The 14,836-nt window shown below is 70.8% G+C and carries 12 protein-coding genes; 5 read left to right on the top strand and 7 right to left on the bottom strand.

What is annotated here, in order from left to right; genetic code table 11:
- Positions 1–26: 26 nt before the first annotated feature.
- Positions 27–1,247: an MFS transporter gene (locus OG948_RS43895; protein ID WP_331770587.1), complete on the bottom strand. Its 1,221-nt coding sequence runs from the start codon at positions 1,245–1,247 to the stop codon at positions 27–29.
- Between the two features lie 183 nt (positions 1,248–1,430).
- Positions 1,431–1,742, bottom strand: coding sequence for a helix-turn-helix transcriptional regulator (locus OG948_RS43890; protein ID WP_331770586.1), 312 nt, complete (start codon positions 1,740–1,742; stop codon positions 1,431–1,433).
- A gap of 309 nt (positions 1,743–2,051) precedes the next feature.
- Here OG948_RS43890 and OG948_RS43885 point away from each other — a divergent pair, with 309 nt between their 5' ends.
- Both OG948_RS43885 and OG948_RS43880 read left to right on the top strand, forming a co-directional pair.
- On the top strand, positions 2,052–2,441 hold the full coding sequence (locus OG948_RS43885; protein WP_331770585.1) for an SPW repeat protein: 390 nt from the start codon (positions 2,052–2,054) through the stop codon (positions 2,439–2,441).
- Positions 2,442–2,701: 260 nt separating this feature from the next.
- Positions 2,702–3,175, top strand: coding sequence for a hypothetical protein (locus tag OG948_RS43880; RefSeq protein ID WP_331770584.1), 474 nt, complete (start codon positions 2,702–2,704; stop codon positions 3,173–3,175).
- Positions 3,176–3,267: 92 nt separating this feature from the next.
- Here OG948_RS43880 and OG948_RS43875 read toward each other — a convergent pair whose 3' ends face one another.
- Together OG948_RS43875 and OG948_RS43870 are read right to left on the bottom strand one after the other, a co-directional pair.
- The gene (locus OG948_RS43875; protein ID WP_331770583.1) at positions 3,268–4,209 is read right to left on the bottom strand and encodes a D-2-hydroxyacid dehydrogenase family protein; all 942 of its coding nucleotides are present in this window, start codon (positions 4,207–4,209) and stop codon (positions 3,268–3,270) included.
- Between the two features lie 56 nt (positions 4,210–4,265).
- Positions 4,266–5,114, bottom strand: a complete 849-nt coding sequence (locus OG948_RS43870) for an SAM-dependent methyltransferase (RefSeq protein WP_331770582.1) — start codon at positions 5,112–5,114, stop codon at positions 4,266–4,268.
- 383 nt (positions 5,115–5,497) lie between these two features.
- On the opposite strand from OG948_RS43870, the gene OG948_RS43865 reads away from it, so the two are divergent.
- Both OG948_RS43865 and OG948_RS43860 read left to right on the top strand, forming a co-directional pair.
- Entirely contained in the window at positions 5,498–7,627 is a 2,130-nt protein-coding gene (locus OG948_RS43865) for a hydantoinase/oxoprolinase family protein (protein WP_331770581.1), read from the top strand.
- Between the two features lies 1 nt (position 7,628).
- Positions 7,629–9,506 (top strand): hydantoinase B/oxoprolinase family protein, encoded by a 1,878-nt coding sequence (locus tag OG948_RS43860; protein ID WP_331770580.1) that lies wholly within the window; start codon positions 7,629–7,631, stop codon positions 9,504–9,506.
- 79 nt (positions 9,507–9,585) lie between these two features.
- On the opposite strand, the gene codA is transcribed toward OG948_RS43860, so the two are convergent.
- Positions 9,586–10,875, bottom strand: coding sequence for a cytosine deaminase (codA, locus tag OG948_RS43855; RefSeq protein ID WP_331770579.1), 1,290 nt, complete (start codon positions 10,873–10,875; stop codon positions 9,586–9,588).
- 19 nt (positions 10,876–10,894) lie between these two features.
- On the bottom strand, positions 10,895–12,328 hold the full coding sequence (locus OG948_RS43850; protein WP_331770578.1) for a cytosine permease: 1,434 nt from the start codon (positions 12,326–12,328) through the stop codon (positions 10,895–10,897).
- Between the two features lie 171 nt (positions 12,329–12,499).
- Between OG948_RS43850 and OG948_RS43845 the strand changes: the two genes are divergently transcribed.
- Entirely contained in the window at positions 12,500–14,131 is a 1,632-nt protein-coding gene (locus tag OG948_RS43845) for a PucR family transcriptional regulator (protein ID WP_406300604.1), read from the top strand.
- A 35-nt stretch (positions 14,132–14,166) separates the two neighbouring features.
- On the opposite strand, the gene OG948_RS43840 is transcribed toward OG948_RS43845, so the two are convergent.
- Positions 14,167–14,805, bottom strand: a complete 639-nt coding sequence (locus tag OG948_RS43840) for a Uma2 family endonuclease (protein WP_331770576.1) — start codon at positions 14,803–14,805, stop codon at positions 14,167–14,169.
- Positions 14,806–14,836: the final 31 nt, after the last annotated feature.

The following is a 14,836-nucleotide window of genomic DNA, read 5'->3' as shown; positions in this document are numbered from 1 at the left end:
GGCCCCCGCACCGCCGGCTCGGATTGTCAGGCCGGTTCGGTCGGCGCCAGGGTGGGCGGAGTCGGCGCCTGCGTCGACTCCGGCCACCGCCGGCGCCGCTCCACCCGATCCAGGTTCAGCCGCAGCAACATCGTGACCAGCGCGGCGAGCGCGAAGCCGGCCCCGACCCAGGCGAGCCCGCGCGGACCCGTCGCACCGAGCAGCCGGCCGCCGACGGTGGTGCCCACGGTGATGCCCAGGTTCGAGAAGGAGATGAACAGGCTGTTGCCGAATTCCGGGAACTCCCGGGCTTCGCGGCTCAGCCAGTACTGGCTGACGATCAGGCCGCCGGAGTGCACCGCACCCCAGATCGGTACCGCCACCACCATCACCGCGGCGTACGGGCCGACCGCGTAGAGCAGCACGTAGACAACCAGGCACAGGACCGGGAACAGCAACACCGTACGGATCGCGGCACGGCGCAGCAGCGCGCCGAACGCGAAGTTGCCGAGGATCATCACGATGCCGAAGGCCATCAGCAGCGCGCTGGTCCAGGAGCCGCCCAGGCCGGTGACCTCACCCAGGAACTCGGCGAAGTAGCCGTAGACCGAGAACATCGCCGCGAAGACGAGGACCACCGACAGGATGGTCAGCCACATCCGGCCGCTGCGCAGCACATCGACCTGGGCGCCGTAGGTGTGTCGTCGCTCCACCGGCATGGCCGGGAGGTAGCGCAGGATGCCCAGGAACGCGATCAGGTTGACCGCGGCCCCGAACCAGAACGCCGCCTGCAGCGACAGGTGCTCGGCGAGGTACGAGGTCAGCGGCACGCCGAGGGCGAAGCCGACGGTGACGCCGGCGAACACCCGGGTCGTGGCCCGGGTCGCGTCGCGCGAGGGCACCAGTCGGACCGCGGTGGCCAGGGCGACCGAGAAGAACACCGGGTGGAACACGGCGGGGATGATCCGGAAGGCGAACATCACCTCGAACCGGGTGGTCAGCGCGTACACGGCGTTGGACACGGCGAACACGGCGATGGCCGTCGCCAACACGGTCTTGCGGTTGATTCCCGACGCGAGCAGCGTCATGAACGGCCCGGACACCGCGATCACCAGGGCGAAGACGCCGACGAGCAGGCCGGCCGTCGAGGGGCTGACGTCGAGTTCGGCCGCGACCCGGGGTAGGACGCCGACGATGCCCATCTCGGTGGTGATGATCCCGAACACGCCCAGGGCGAGGGTCGTGATCGTGAGGGAGGTGTTTTTCATCGTCGCCTTTCGGGGTCCGGGCGGGGCGGGCCCGCCGAACCGTCTGTGATACATATCGAGATATGTAGATGCATCAGGCCATGGGGATGCCCCGTGCGCGCGTGCGTCGGCCGACCAGAGCCGCGTTCGGTTCGGTTCGGGTCGGTCGGAGCCCGAGCCGCTCGGAGCGCGGGTCCGGTCCGGTCAGAGTTCCGTGCGGACGTGCTCGGCGAACTCGGCGATCGCCTGTTCGTTGCGGCGGTAGTACGTCCACTTGCCGATGCGCTCCGAGTCGAGCAGACCCGCGTCCTTGAGGGTCTGGAGGTAGCCGGAGACCACCGACTGGGCGAGTCCGGCCCGCGCCTGGATGTCACCGACGCAGACGCCGATGTGGAAGCCCAGGCCCTGCTGTCGGTAGGAGTCCTCGTCGAAGTACTTCGCCGGGTCCTTCAGCCAGCGCATGAACCGGAGCCTGGCCGGATTGGCGAGTGCCTTGTGTACGGCCAGCGGGTCCACGGGGCTGCCTTCCCGGGGTGTGCGAGGCCCCTGTGTGGTGCGAACGCGGCGCGGATGCGGTGCGGATGCGGTGCGGATGCGGTGCGGATGCGGTGCGAATCGGATCTAGTTTTCTCGATATGTAGGGATCGTGTCAAACCCGCGAGCGGATCGGGCGCACAATAGGGGAAATATGCGGTAAATATTCGGGATTGTGCGGGTTAGCCACAGGTGCGACGGCTATCAACCAAGGGACCGCGATTCCTCGGAAAGAGGGTGGTGGACGTGTCCTCGTCGACAGCGCCATCGATTGAAAAGCATCCCGACCTCATGGACCTGCGAGCTCGCTCCGAGCGGGCCACGACCGGCCCGGTGGCGCAGGTGGCGGAAGCACTCGGTGTCCTGTGCGGTGTCTACCTGGCGGCATCCCCGTGGATCGTCGGGTTCAACGGCTTCACAACCCTGGCGACGGCCAACCTGATCACCGGTGTCGCGCTCGCGTTCCTGATGAGCGGCTTCGTCTCCGCCTACGAACGCACGCACGCGATGAGCTGGGCCGCGTTCTGCATCGGTGTCTGGACGATGGTCGCGCCCTGGGCCGTGTCCGGAGCCGTCGACACCACCCGCACCATCACCAGCAATGTGATCGTCGGTGGCGTGGCGTGCCTGATGGCACTGGTCCTCGCGCTGCGGAGCGTCGTCGGGTTGCACCGGCTGTAGCGCTCCGATCCCGAATGATCCGAACCGGTGACCCGACTCGGTCGCCCGAATGCGAGTCACCCGAAATCCGAGTCACCCGAAACCCGAGACAGCCGAAACCCGAGTCATCCGAAGTCTGAGTCATCCGAAGTCTGATTGATCCGAACCCAAGACCGGGCCGCCGGTCGGTCCCACCGGCGAACGGTTCGCCTCGGTGGATATCGCCCGGCGCACCTCGCCTCTCGGCCCCGTTCCGCGGTCCCGGGTGGGAGGTGGACGTCGTGGACGGACCGTCGCTTTCGGGGCGGGAACGCCGCACCCTCGCGCGACTGGAGGAATCCCTCGCGGAGGACGAGCAGTTGGCCGAACTGCTGCGCGTCTTCGAGGACCCGATACCCCAACCGGATCGGCGCCGCCGTCGCGTCGGTATCCGCGCACCCGATTGGACGGCGATATCGAAGTGGACAGCCGTGGGCCTGTCCGGCGCCGCGCTGGGACTGTTGGTCGCCGCGGTGCTCGGGGGAGACCTGATCGTCGCGTCGGCCGCCATCTGCGTCACGGTGGCGGCGCTGTCGGTGATCGGGGTTTTCGCGTATCTGCGCTGGTGGCGCCGGGACGGTGCGGGCGCCGCGCGTGTGCCGCACCGGGCTCATCCCACCCACGTACACGGGTGGACCCGTGCGTATCACCCTCGGGCCACCGACGCTCGCGACCATCGAGCCATCGATCCGGACGACCCGGGACGGGAGCGGTGACCAAGGTGGCCGAGGTGACGAAGGTGGCCGAGGTGGCCGAAGGGTGATCGAGCCGGTGCCGCCGGGCCGGGTGACCGACCCGCCGTGTCGGCCTACCCGAGCACCCGGATCGGCCGGCCGGAGCGGAAGGCGGCGATGTCCTCGACCGCGTCGCGGTAGAAGATCTCGTACAACTCGCGGGTGACATAGCCGATGTGCGGGGTGAGTACGACGTTGTCCAGGTCGCGCAGCGGGTGATCGGCGGGCAGCGGCTCGATGTCGTACACGTCCAGCGCCGCGGCGGCGATCGACCTCGCGCGCAGTGCGGCCACGAGAGCGGCCTCGTCCACGACGGGTCCGCGCGAAGTGTTGACCAGGATCGACGAGGGCTTCATCAGGGCCAGTTCGGCGGCGCCGATCAGGCCCCGGGTACGGCGGCTGAGCACCGTGTGCACGGACAGCACGTCGGCGCGGGCGAACAACTGCTCCCGCCCCACCGCGGTCACGCCGTGTTCGGCGGCCCGGTCGGCGGTGAGGTTGTGGCTCCAGGCCACACACTCCATCCCGAACGCCTGCCCGATCCGAGCCACCTCCGTGCCGAGCCGGCCCAGGCCCAGCAGGCCGAGCACCTTGCCGCGCAGCCCGACGCCCAGGCCCACCTGCCAGCCGCCCGCGCGCATCGAGCCCCACTCGGCCGGGAGGTTGCGGGCGGCGGCCAGGATCAGCGCCCAGGTCAGTTCGGCGGTCGGGTACGCCACGTATCCGGTCCCGCACACCACGACGCCCAGCTCGCGCGCGGCGGCCACGTCGATGGCCGCGTTCACCGGTCCGGTGGTCACCAGGAGCCGAAGGCCGGTCAGTCCGGCCAATACCCGGGCCGGAAACCGGGTGCGCTCACGCATCGCGACGATCACCTCGAAGCCGGCCAGCGCCTCGACCACCTCCGCCTCGCCCGCGAACGGCTCGGTGAACACGCGGATCTCGGCACCCAACGAATCCCAGTCCGCCAGGTCCCGGGCCACGCCTTGGTAGTCGTCGAGGACGGCGATCTTCATGGTGCTCCCGAGGGGATCGAGCCGCGCGACCGCGGCGATGGGCCCAAGGGTCGAGGCTATCGGGGCAGTCGGCCGATGCCGCCGACCGACAGGTGGCCCTCGGGGGTGAGCGGCTCGGTCACCGGCGCGTCCGGACGCCACAGCGGCAGCAGCACCACGCCGGGCTCGATCAGTTCCAGGCCCTCGAAGTACCCCTCGATCTCCTCCAGGGCGCGGAAGCGTCCGCTGCCCAGCCCGGTCAGGAAGATCTTCTCCAGGGCACGTCCCTCGGGTGTGGAGTCGCAGAAGTGGGTGATGAAGATGTGACTGCCCGGCGGCAGCGCGTCACGGTAGGCGCGGACCACGCCGGCCGGGTCCTCGTGGTCGCCGAGGTGGTGCAGGACGCCCACCAGGAGCAGGCCGACGGGCCGCCTCAGGTCCACGAGTTCGCGCAGTTCCCGGCGGGCCAGCACGTCCGCCGGGTCGCGCAGGTCGGCGGTGACCACGCGGGTGCGGTGGTTCTCCGCGAGCAGCGCGCGACCGTGGGCGAGCACGATCGGGTCGTTGTCCACGTAGACGACCGAGGCGTCCGGGTTGACCGCCTGGGCCACCTCGTGCGTGTTCTGCACGGTCGGCAGCCCGGATCCGAGGTCGACGAACTGGTCGATGCCCTCGGCGGCCAGGTAGCGCACACCCCGAGCCAGGATGTGCCGGTTGGCCCAGGCGCCCTCGTTGGTCAAGTCCTTGAGCGCCTCGTCGGCGATCGCCCGGTCCACCGCGAAGTTGTTCTTGCCGCCCAGGATGGCGTCGTAGACCCGGGCGACACTGGGCACCGTGACGTCGATGCCGGTGGGCGCCCAGTCCTCCGGCGACTCGCCCGCCGGCGGGGCCGAAAAACCCCACTCGTCCTGCTCGCGCTCGCCCACGGCTGCCCCTCGATCGCGGTGTCGTGGAGTCACCCGCTGTGACCTCCGTGTGCGCCGACCCTATCCGAGCCTTTCTCGATTTCCGGCAACTTCCGCTCCCTACCGATGAGTTCGATTCGCGGCGAGCCGCTCTTCGGGAGGGATTCGGTGGATTGGTCCAGACCTCCTGAAGGCGGGCGGTACCCGGGCTCGCGGGGTCCGGGGTGCGGGCGGTACCCGGGCTTGCCGGGCCTGCTCACGGGAATCACCAAGTGTTGCCGAGTCCCTTGGCAGATGTTGCCGATTCCGTGGCATGGCGCTGCGAAGTTGAATCGCTGTCAGCAGCCGGGCGACCCGCCCTCCGCGAACGCGATTTCCCTGCCCCTTCCGATTGGAGCGCGCTGATGACGCCTGCCGCGACGGCGGGACCCCGCCGACGGATCCGGATCGGTATCGACACCGGCGGAACCTTCACCGACGTGGTCGCCCTGGACGAGGAGTCCGGCGAGCTCGTCACCACCAAGACGCCGTCCACACCCGCCGACCCGGCGGACGGCTTCATGAACGGCATCGACAAGGTACTGGGCCTGCTCGGTTGCACGGGAGCCGACGTCACCGCCGTCGCGCACGGCACCACGGTGGCCACCAACCAGCTCCTCGAGGACAAGATCGACCGCCTCGGGTTCATCACCACCGAGGGCTACGAGTACATCCTGGAGATCGCCCGCCAGGCGGTCCCGGACGGCTACGGCAACTCCTACTTCTGGGTCAAGCCGGACCGGATCGTGCCGGTCGACCTGGTGCACACGGTCGGCGGCCGGTTCGACCACAAGGGCAACGAGGTCCGCCCGTTCGACGAGGAGGGCGCTCGGGTCGCCGCCCGTCGGCTGCGTGACCAGGGCATTCTCACCATCGGCGTGTGTCTGCTGCACTCCTACGCCAACTCGGCGCACGAGGAGCGCATGCGCGAGATCCTGCGCGAGGAGCACCCCGACGCGATCGTGTCGATCAGCTCCGAGGTGCTGCGCGAGTACCGCGAGTACGAGCGCTCGATGACCACCCTCGTCGACGCCGCCGTCAAGCCGCGCGTGGCCCGCTACGTCGGCGGCATCCGTCGCCGGCTGGACGCGTTCACCACCGACGGCGAGGCCGCGCGCCGCGTCCCGTTCGCGATCATGAAGTCCAACGGCGGCGTGCTCTCCGCCGAGGAGGTCGTGCACCAGCCGATCACCACGGTCCTGTCCGGCCCGGCCGCCGGCGCCCTGGGCGCCGCGCTGATCGCCCAGAAGGCCGGCTTCGACAAGGTCCTCACCTGCGACGGCGGCGGCACCTCCACCGACGTCTCGGTGGTCCTGGGCGGCGAGCCGACGCTGACCACCGAGGGCTCGATCGGCCGCTTCCCGTCCAAGATCCCGATGATCGACGTGGTCACCGTCGGCGCCGGCGGCGGCTCGATCGCCTGGATCTCGCCCGAGGGCACGCTCAAGGTCGGGCCCCGCTCGGCCGGCGCCGACCCCGGCCCGCTGTGCTATGGCAAGGGCGGCACGGAGCCGACCATCACCGACGCGCACGTGCTGCTCGGCCGGATCCCCCCGCACCTGCTCGGCGGCGAGATCCCGCTGGACGTGGACGCGGCTCGCGAGGGCCTGACCAAGTTCGCCGCCGAACTGGGCATCGGCGTCGAGCAGTGCGCCACCGGCATCCTGGAGATCTCCGCCTGGAACCAGGCCAACGCGCTGCGCCAGATCACCGTCAAGCGCGGTCTGGACGTCCGCGACTTCACGATGGCCACCTTCGGCGGCTCCGGCTCGCTGCTGCTGTGCCGCCTGATCGACATCCTCGGCCTCGCCGGCGTCATCGTGCCGCGCGACCCGGGCAACGTCTCGGCGTTCGGCCTGCTCACCGTCGACGTGCGCTGCGACTACGTGCAGACCGCCGTCGGCGGGCACCCGGATCTCGACCACGCCAAGGTGGCGGGCATCTTCGCCGAACTGGCGGGCAAGGCGGGCGAGGCCCTGGACAAGGAGGGTTTCGCGGCCGAGGACCACCGCTACGTGCGCACCGCCGACCTGCGCTACTTCGGCCAGGCCTTCGAGGTGCGCGTGCCGGTGCCGGACGGCCCGTTCGACGCCGCGCTCGCGGACACCGTCGCCGAGTCGTTCCACGCCGCGCACGAGCAGTTGTACGGCTACAACTTCCGCGGCGACGCCAGCCAGCCCGTGGAATGGGTGAACCTGCGGGTCACCGGCGTCGGCCCGATCCGCCGCCCGGAACTGCGCGAGCTGCCCGCCCGCGACAAGGACGTCGAGCGCGCCCGGACCGGCACCCGCGCGGTGTGCTTCGTGGACCGCGACGGCTACGTGGACACCGCCGTGTACGCCCGCGCCGAACTGGCTCCGGGCGACCTGGTCGCCGGCCCGGCGATCATCGAGGAGTTCGGCTCCACCATCCCGATCCACCCGGGCTTCGCCGCCCGCGTGGACGCCTACGGAAACGTCGTGGTCACCCGCGACACCACCTCGAAGGGGGCCTGACATGAGCGCCGGTACCGCCACCACCCCGCAGGACGCGCTGCACGGTGTGGACCCCGTGCTCCTGGAGATCGTCGAGGGCACGCTCGCCTCGGTCGAGATGGAGGTCGAGACCGCGATCGGTCGCACCTCCCGCTCGCCGATGATCCGCGACGCGCACGACTTCCGCGCCGGGATCCACGACCGCAAGTTGCGCAAGCTCACCGGCCGTTCGTACTCGGCGCTGGTACACCCGGTGGCCCGCGACTTCCCGCTGGAGACGATGCGTCCCGGCGACGTGTTCTTCCACAACGACGTCTACGAGTCGGAGGGCGGCATCGGCCACCTGCCCGACCTGTGCGTCACCGTCCCGGTCTTCGCGGACGGGCAAGTGGTCGCCTTCGTACAGGCGTTCGGCCACCACGACGACATCGGTGGTTGTTGCCCCGGGTCGATGCCCTCGGGCGCGACCAGCGTGTACGAAGAGGGCCTGATGGTCCCGCCGATCAAGCTGTGGGACCAGGGCGTGCCGAACCAGGCCGCGCTGCGCATCATGACCCGCAACTCCCGGATGCCCGACTCGCTCGCCGCCGACCTGGACGCCGAGTGCTCGGCGTGCCTGATGGGCTCGCGACGACTGGGCGAACTCTTCGAGCGCTACGGCCGGGAGACGGTCGAGGCGTGCTTCGACGCGATCCTGGACAAGACCACCGAGACCTACCGCCGCGAGATCCTCGCCAAGATCCCGGACGGCGAGTACGTGTGGGAGGACTACGCCGAACACGACGGCGTGGACGAGCCGATGCTGCACACGCAGCGGATCACCCTGACCAAGACGCCCGAGAAGATCGTCATCGACTTCACCGGCACGTCCAAGCAGGCCAAGGGCCCGATCAACCACTGCGGCGACTACGCGGACGGCAACTTCCTCAAGAAGTGGCTCGCGCCGATCCTGCGCAACCTCGCGGACACCCCCGAGCGGATGGCCGAACTCGACGTCAACGAGGGCGTGGTGCCGCTGATCGAGATGAAGTTCCCGGAGAAGGGCACGCTGCTCACGCCGATCTTCCCGGCTCCGACCAACGCCCGTACGTTCGTCATCCTGCGCCTGCTCGGCGTGCTCTCCGGCGTGCTGGCCAAGGCGGTGGACGGCAAGATGCCCGCCGACCAGGAGACGATCCGCTACACCGGCGTGTACGGGCACGACGCGGACGGCCGCTCGTACCTGATGCGCGAGGTGCTCGGCGGCGGCTCGGGTGGGCGCTACTACGCGGACGGCGAGGACACCATCCACGTGGTGCCCGACTCGCGCAACCTGCCCACCGAGTTCACCGAGTCGCGCTTCCCGTTCCTGGTCGAGCGGCTGGGTCTGGCCACCGACTCGGGCGGCCCCGGACAATTCCGCGGCGGTCTGGGCTACGAGAAGCACATCCGGATGTTGCTCGACGCGTCCTTCATGTCCATCGCGGACCGCTCGATCCTGTCCTGCTGGGGTGTCAAGGGCGGCAAGGCCGGGCGCTCCTTCCAGGTGGTGATCGACCCGGGCGGCCCGAACGAGCGGGAGATGGACGGCCTGGTCGACGACGAACCGGTCAAGGCCGGCGAGGTGATCCGGATCCGGACCACCGGCGGTGGCGGCTGGGGCGACCCGCTGGACCGCAAGACCGAGTCGGTGCTGCGTGACGTGCGCTGGGGCAAGGTCTCGCGCGGCGCGGCGACCGACGACTACGGCGTCGTGCTCACCGGCGAGGGCGACGACCTCGCGGTGGACGAGGCGGCGACCGCGGCACTGCGGGCGTCGGTGCGCGCGGCGCGGCCCGAGGTCGAGCCGTTCTTCGACCGGGGTCCCGGCTACGCGCGGTTGTCCGGCGGGGAGGCCTACCCGGCGGTGGACCTGCTGTAGCGGCACACGAACCGGCCGCGCCTCCTTCGCGATCGGGAGGCGCGGCCTTGCGTCGTGTGCCGGTGGTTCGGGTGCGCGCTCAGCGGCGGGTGAAGTCGACGTCCTCGGGCGCGCGGTTCGGCCAGGTCAGCCGGGTCGGCGCGGCGGGGGTCTCGGCGACCACGCGGCCTCGGGAGATCACGTGGCTCGGGCGCACCTGACGGCGCAGTACGTCGAAGGGCGAATCGGCGGGCAGCAGCAGGAAGTCGGCCGGACGGCCGACGGCCAGGCCGTACCGCTCGCCCAGGTTCAGCACCCGGGCGGCCCGCTCGGTGACCATCGCGAACGCCTCGTCCATCTCGTCCTGCCCGGAGAGTTGCGCGGCCAGGACGCCGGCGTGCGCGACCTGGATCGGGTTGGCCGTGCCGAGCGGGAACCACGGGTCCATCACGTCGTCGTGGCCGAACGCGACGTTGACCCCGGCCGCCAGCATCTCCTTGACCTGGGTGAGGCCGCGTCGCTTGGGATAGTCGTCGAAGCGGCCCTGGAGGGTCAGGTTCACCATCGGGTTGCAGACCAGGTGGATGCCCGAACGGGCCACGATCCGGCGGAGTTTGCGACTGTAGGCGCCGTTGTACGAACCCATCGCCGTGGTGTGACTGGCGGTCACCCGGCCGGCCATCCCGGTGCGGTGCGCCAGGGTGGCGACCACCTCGACGAAGCGGGACTGCTCGTCGTCGATCTCGTCGCAGTGCACATCCACCAACAGGCCGTGCCGCTCGGCCAGTTCGAAGAGGATCTGCAACGAGCGCACACCGTCCTCGCGGGTGTCCTCGAAGTGCGGAATCGCGCCCAGGACGTCGGCGCCGGCGTCGACGGCACGGGCCATCAGGCGCTCACCGTCGGCACAGGAGACGATGCCCTCCTGCGGGAACGCCACGATCTGCAGGTCGAGCACGTCCCGCACCCGCTCGCGCAACTCGACCAGTGCGTGCAGGGCGGTCAGTTCGGGATCGGTGACGTCGCAGTGGCTGCGCACGTGCAGCACGCCGTGCGCGACCTGCCAGCGCAACACCTGCTCGGCACGGGCCAGTACGTCCTCGCGGGTGAGCAGGGCCCGGCGTTCGGCCCATCGTTCGATGCCCTCCCACAACGTGCCGGAGATGTTCCAGCGCGGTTGTCCGGCGGTCAGCGCGGTGTCGAGGTGGATGTGCGGCTCCACGTAGGGCGGGGTGGCCAGGGCGCCGGCCGCCTCCAGCACGGGTCCGACCGGGGGAGTGGCGCCGGCGGGGGTGATGCGGGTGACGACACCGGCGTCGACCGTGATGTCCACGGGTTCGGTGCGGCCGGGAATCCGGCAGTCGGTCACGGTGCGGGTGTTGTCCTGCATGTCGGATCGCTCCAGTGGTTCAGCGTTCGGCGGGATTCGGTTGGCGCGCTGCTCGTTCGCGGCGGCCGAGCAGCAGGTACAGGCCGCCCGCGACCAGTGCGCCGGCCAGCCAGGACAGGTCCACATTGCCGATCGCCCGGGCTCCCGGGCCACGCAGCGCCTGCGGCACGCCGTACTCGAAGCACCAGGTGGCGACCATTCCGCACACCAGTGCGACGATCGCCGACCAGCGCACGTCGGCGAACAGGCCGCGACGGGGCTCGGCGTACAGGGCGGGCACGTCGATGCGCTGCCGGGCGAACACGTAGAAGTGCACCAGCATCACCGCCGCCCACGGCGCGACCCACGTGACCATGCCCGCGAGCCAGGTGTCGAGGGTGTGCGCCAGGCTCGCCCGGAACACCAGGAACAGCGTGAAGACGGTGGCGAACGCGCCCACCAGACAGGACAACACGCGCCGGGAGACCTTGATGTCCAGGGTCTGGGCACACAACGAACAGCTGTACAGGTTCAGGATGTTCGTGGCGATCGGTCCGTGCAGGACGAGCAGCAGCACCGGGATGGCCAGGCCGCCGAACGAGTCGACGATCAGCCGGCCCGGGTCGGCCTTGGCGTTCACCGTGGCCAGCGAGGCGCCGAGCACGCCGAGCCAGACCACCGGGAGGAACTGGCCGAGCACGCTGGCCGCGTACAACCTGCGACGTGAGGTGGCGCGGGGCACGAAGCGGGAGTAGTCCGACGCGTAGGCGAACCAGGTGATGCCCCAGCCGACGCCGATCGCGGTCATCACCGTGCTCATCGCCGACCAGCGGTCACCGCCGCTCAACGTGCTCGCGTGGCCCCAGTCGATGTCCAGCCGGGTCCAGGCCACCACGGTCATCGCGGCCAGCACCACCAGGGTCGCGGGCACCGTCCAGCGCTCGAAGTCGGCGATCGCGCCGAAGCCGGACGCGGCGATCGCGATCTGGGTGGCCATCACCACCAGCACGACCACGACCTTGGTGCCGTTGCCGCCGACGTAGCCGACGCTGTCCAGCAGGGCCATCACCAGGTCGAGCACGATCCAGGTGTTGATCGCGCACCAGCCGGCCGAGATCACCCCCTGGACGGCGGCGGGCAGATACGCGCCGCGCCGGCCGAAGGCGGCCCGGGCCAGCACCATCTGGGTCACCCCGGTGCGTTGGCCCATCAGCACGAACAGGCCGAAGACGCCCATGCCCACCAGGTTGCCCACGACCAGGACCAGGACGGTGTCGAGCAGACCGAGGCCGAGCACGATGCCCAGCGCGCCGAGCACCCAGTTGATCGGTGCGATGTTGGCGCCCGCCCAGATCCAGAACTGGTGCGCGGGGGTCGAGTCGCGGGCCTCGTCGGGCACGGGTTCCAGGGATTGGGTGTGGTCGACGGCTTGGGTGGGTCGGGCCGGTTGCGCGGGTTCTTCGAGGATTGCCACGGAGACCTCCGGTGGGGCGGAGCGGAGCACGGCGGTGGGCGGAAGTGAGGCGGTGTCGAGGGCGGGACGGGTTGGTGATGCGGGGTGATCACCGAAGGTTCCTCGGCCCGGGAGGTCGTGACAACGGACACGGTGACCGGGATACTGGCGCATCTTCCGGACGGAGTGTCCATGACCCTGGGACTACGAGAGGTCCTCGACCACCCGGTGATGCGCCGAGCCGACCCGGTCGTGCCGGACCCGGGGGCGGATCTGGAGCGGCCGGTGCGCTGGGTGCACTCCAGCGAGATCTACGAGATCGCGCCGCTGCTGCGGGGCGACGAACTGCTGCTCACCACCGGTCTGGGCCTGGCCGGGCGGGATGCCGGCGAGCGCCGGCGCTATGTCGTCGACCTCGCGCAGGCGGGGGTCGCCGGGGTGGCGCTGGAGGTCGGACGCACGTTCGGCGAGGTGCCGGCGGACGTGTTGCGGGTGGCCGCCGAGGTGGGACTGCCGCTGGTCGTGCTCCGCGGGATCGTGCCGTTCGTGGAGATCGCCGAGGCGGTCAACGCGGCCATCCTGGACTCGGCGGTGACCCGGCTGCGGCACGTCAACGAGATCGTCCGGGTGTTGTCCGGCGTGCTCGCGCGGGGGGCGGGCGTGGACGAACTGACCCGCACTCTGGCCCGGCTCACCGACCGACCGGTGGTGCTCGCGGGCATCGACGGCACGATCACCGCGTGGGCGGGCACCGACACCCCGAGTCACGTGGCGGCGAGGCCGGCGGCGAGCGCCGGCGTGGAACTGCGCGGGTCGTTGTGGGGGCGGCTGTTGCTGGGGCCGACCGGATCCGGCGCGGCGGCGTGGACGGGTCTCGCTCCCGAGGCCGGCGCCGCCGCGGGGGTGACCGGCGACGATGCCGAGGACCGCGCGTCCGTCCGGTCGTGGTCGGGTGCGGCCGGCGGGCTCGCGGACGAGGTGGCCGAGCACGCGGCGCGGGTGTTCGCGCCCGCGTTGTTGCGGCTGGCCGATCGGGACGGGTGGGTCGGGCGCGAGCGGCGCGAACTCGTGGAGGGACTGCTGCGGGACGCGTTGCCGCCGCGCGAGGTGGCGGCGCGGCTGACGGTGTGCGGCCTGGTCCCGGCCGGGACGGCGGCCTGGGCGAGCGTCGCGCTGAGACTGCCGGATCCGGTGCGTGCGGTGACGGTGCTGTACGAGGGGCTGCGCGCGTGCGGCGGCCGAGGGCTGGTCAGCGACGGGCCGGACGGTGCGTACGCGCTGATCGCGCTGGACCGGGACACGCACGTCGCCGAACTCGCCGGCCGCCTGGGTCTGCCCGCGGCCACGGGCGACGAGCCGACCGCCGCGCTCGGGCCGCTGGTGCGCGATGTCGCCCGGGTCGGGCACAGCCTGCGGGCCGCGCGGGACACGCTGCGGCTGGCCCGACGGGTCCGGTCGGTGCGCCCCGAGCCCGTCGCCGACACCGTGCTCGCCGACGCCTGGGCCCTGGAGCGGGTCCTGGACCGGCTCACCCCCGAGGACCTCGCCGACCTGGTCGAGGACCAACTCGGCCCCCTCCTCGCCTCGGACGCCGCACGCGGCACGGGCCTGGTGGACACCCTCGAGGCGTACCTGCGCTGCGGCTGCTCCAAGACGGAAACCGCCGGCGTCCTGTTCCTGCGCCGCCAGTCGGTTCACCAGCGCCTGGCCCTGATCGAATCCCTTCTCCGAGTCAGCCCCGACGCCCCCGACCGCCAGGGCCCCCTCCGCGCGGCCCTCACCGCCCGAGCCCTCCTGACCACCCGAGGCCCACACCCGATGTAGGCCCAACGCGGCGGTGATCAACCGACCGGGCTGCCTTAAAGGAGGTCCTTCATGAATTCGGTCGGCCAGGCCGCGGAGAACGGTTTCGGAAGCCAGACCGGTTCGCCGACCCGGAAGACGGCGGGTTCGGGGTAGACGCCATTGGTCGCGTCCCGGAAGAGCAGCACCTCGGCTTTGCGGCGGTCGACAACCAGGTACAGCGGGATCCCGCCGGCGGCGTACTGGCGTGGTTTGGCGGCCGGGTCCTCACGGTCGAGATCTTCGCGCCGGGTGGAGTTCGACGTCACCTCGGCCAGCAGGAGGATCCCGGTGGTGGACATGGCCCTGCCACCTCTGACCAAGACGCGGCGGGAGGGATCGAACACGACCAGGTCCGGGGTGCGCTCGGACGCACCGACTTCCACCGAGATGTTCTCGCGCAACGCCCAGGCGGTGGTGCCGTGTCTGGGCAGGCCGGTGAGAAAGGTGCGCAGGTCGTCCAGAATGTCACCGTGCGGCGCGTCGGGAGCGGTCATCATCACGATGCCGTGCGGCGTCGACTCGAAGGTCACCGGTTCGGACAATGCGGCCAGCTCCGGCACCTCGCGCACGTGGTCGAGAATGCGGCCGGCGACGAAGGCGATGTAGTCGGGGTCGTGGACGTCGGGAGCATGTCCGGATTCGACGGGATCCATGTGCGCAGTCTAGTGATCCGGTCCGGGATTC

Source organism: Embleya sp. NBC_00888, assembly GCF_045207655.1.
In the GTDB taxonomy this organism is placed as follows: domain Bacteria; phylum Actinomycetota; class Actinomycetes; order Streptomycetales; family Streptomycetaceae; genus Embleya.
The sequence above is the reverse complement of the archived record's forward strand: the minus strand, read 5'-3'. Positions and strand labels throughout refer to the sequence as shown.

Excerpts from the sequence above, each read along its gene's own strand:
- OG948_RS43895 (WP_331770587.1), bottom strand. The coding sequence starts at position 1,247 with ATGAAAAACACCTCCCTCACGATCACGACCCTCGCCCTGGGCGTGTTC.
- OG948_RS43885 (WP_331770585.1), top strand. The coding sequence starts at position 2,052 with ATGGACCTGCGAGCTCGCTCCGAGCGGGCCACGACCGGCCCGGTGGCG.
- OG948_RS43875 (WP_331770583.1), bottom strand. The coding sequence starts at position 4,209 with ATGAAGATCGCCGTCCTCGACGACTACCAAGGCGTGGCCCGGGACCTG.
- OG948_RS43865 (WP_331770581.1), top strand. The coding sequence starts at position 5,498 with ATGACGCCTGCCGCGACGGCGGGACCCCGCCGACGGATCCGGATCGGT.
- OG948_RS43860 (WP_331770580.1), top strand. The coding sequence starts at position 7,629 with ATGAGCGCCGGTACCGCCACCACCCCGCAGGACGCGCTGCACGGTGTG.
- codA (WP_331770579.1), bottom strand. The coding sequence starts at position 10,875 with ATGCAGGACAACACCCGCACCGTGACCGACTGCCGGATTCCCGGCCGC.
- OG948_RS43845 (WP_406300604.1), top strand. The coding sequence starts at position 12,500 with ATGACCCTGGGACTACGAGAGGTCCTCGACCACCCGGTGATGCGCCGA.
- OG948_RS43840 (WP_331770576.1), bottom strand. The coding sequence starts at position 14,805 with ATGGATCCCGTCGAATCCGGACATGCTCCCGACGTCCACGACCCCGAC.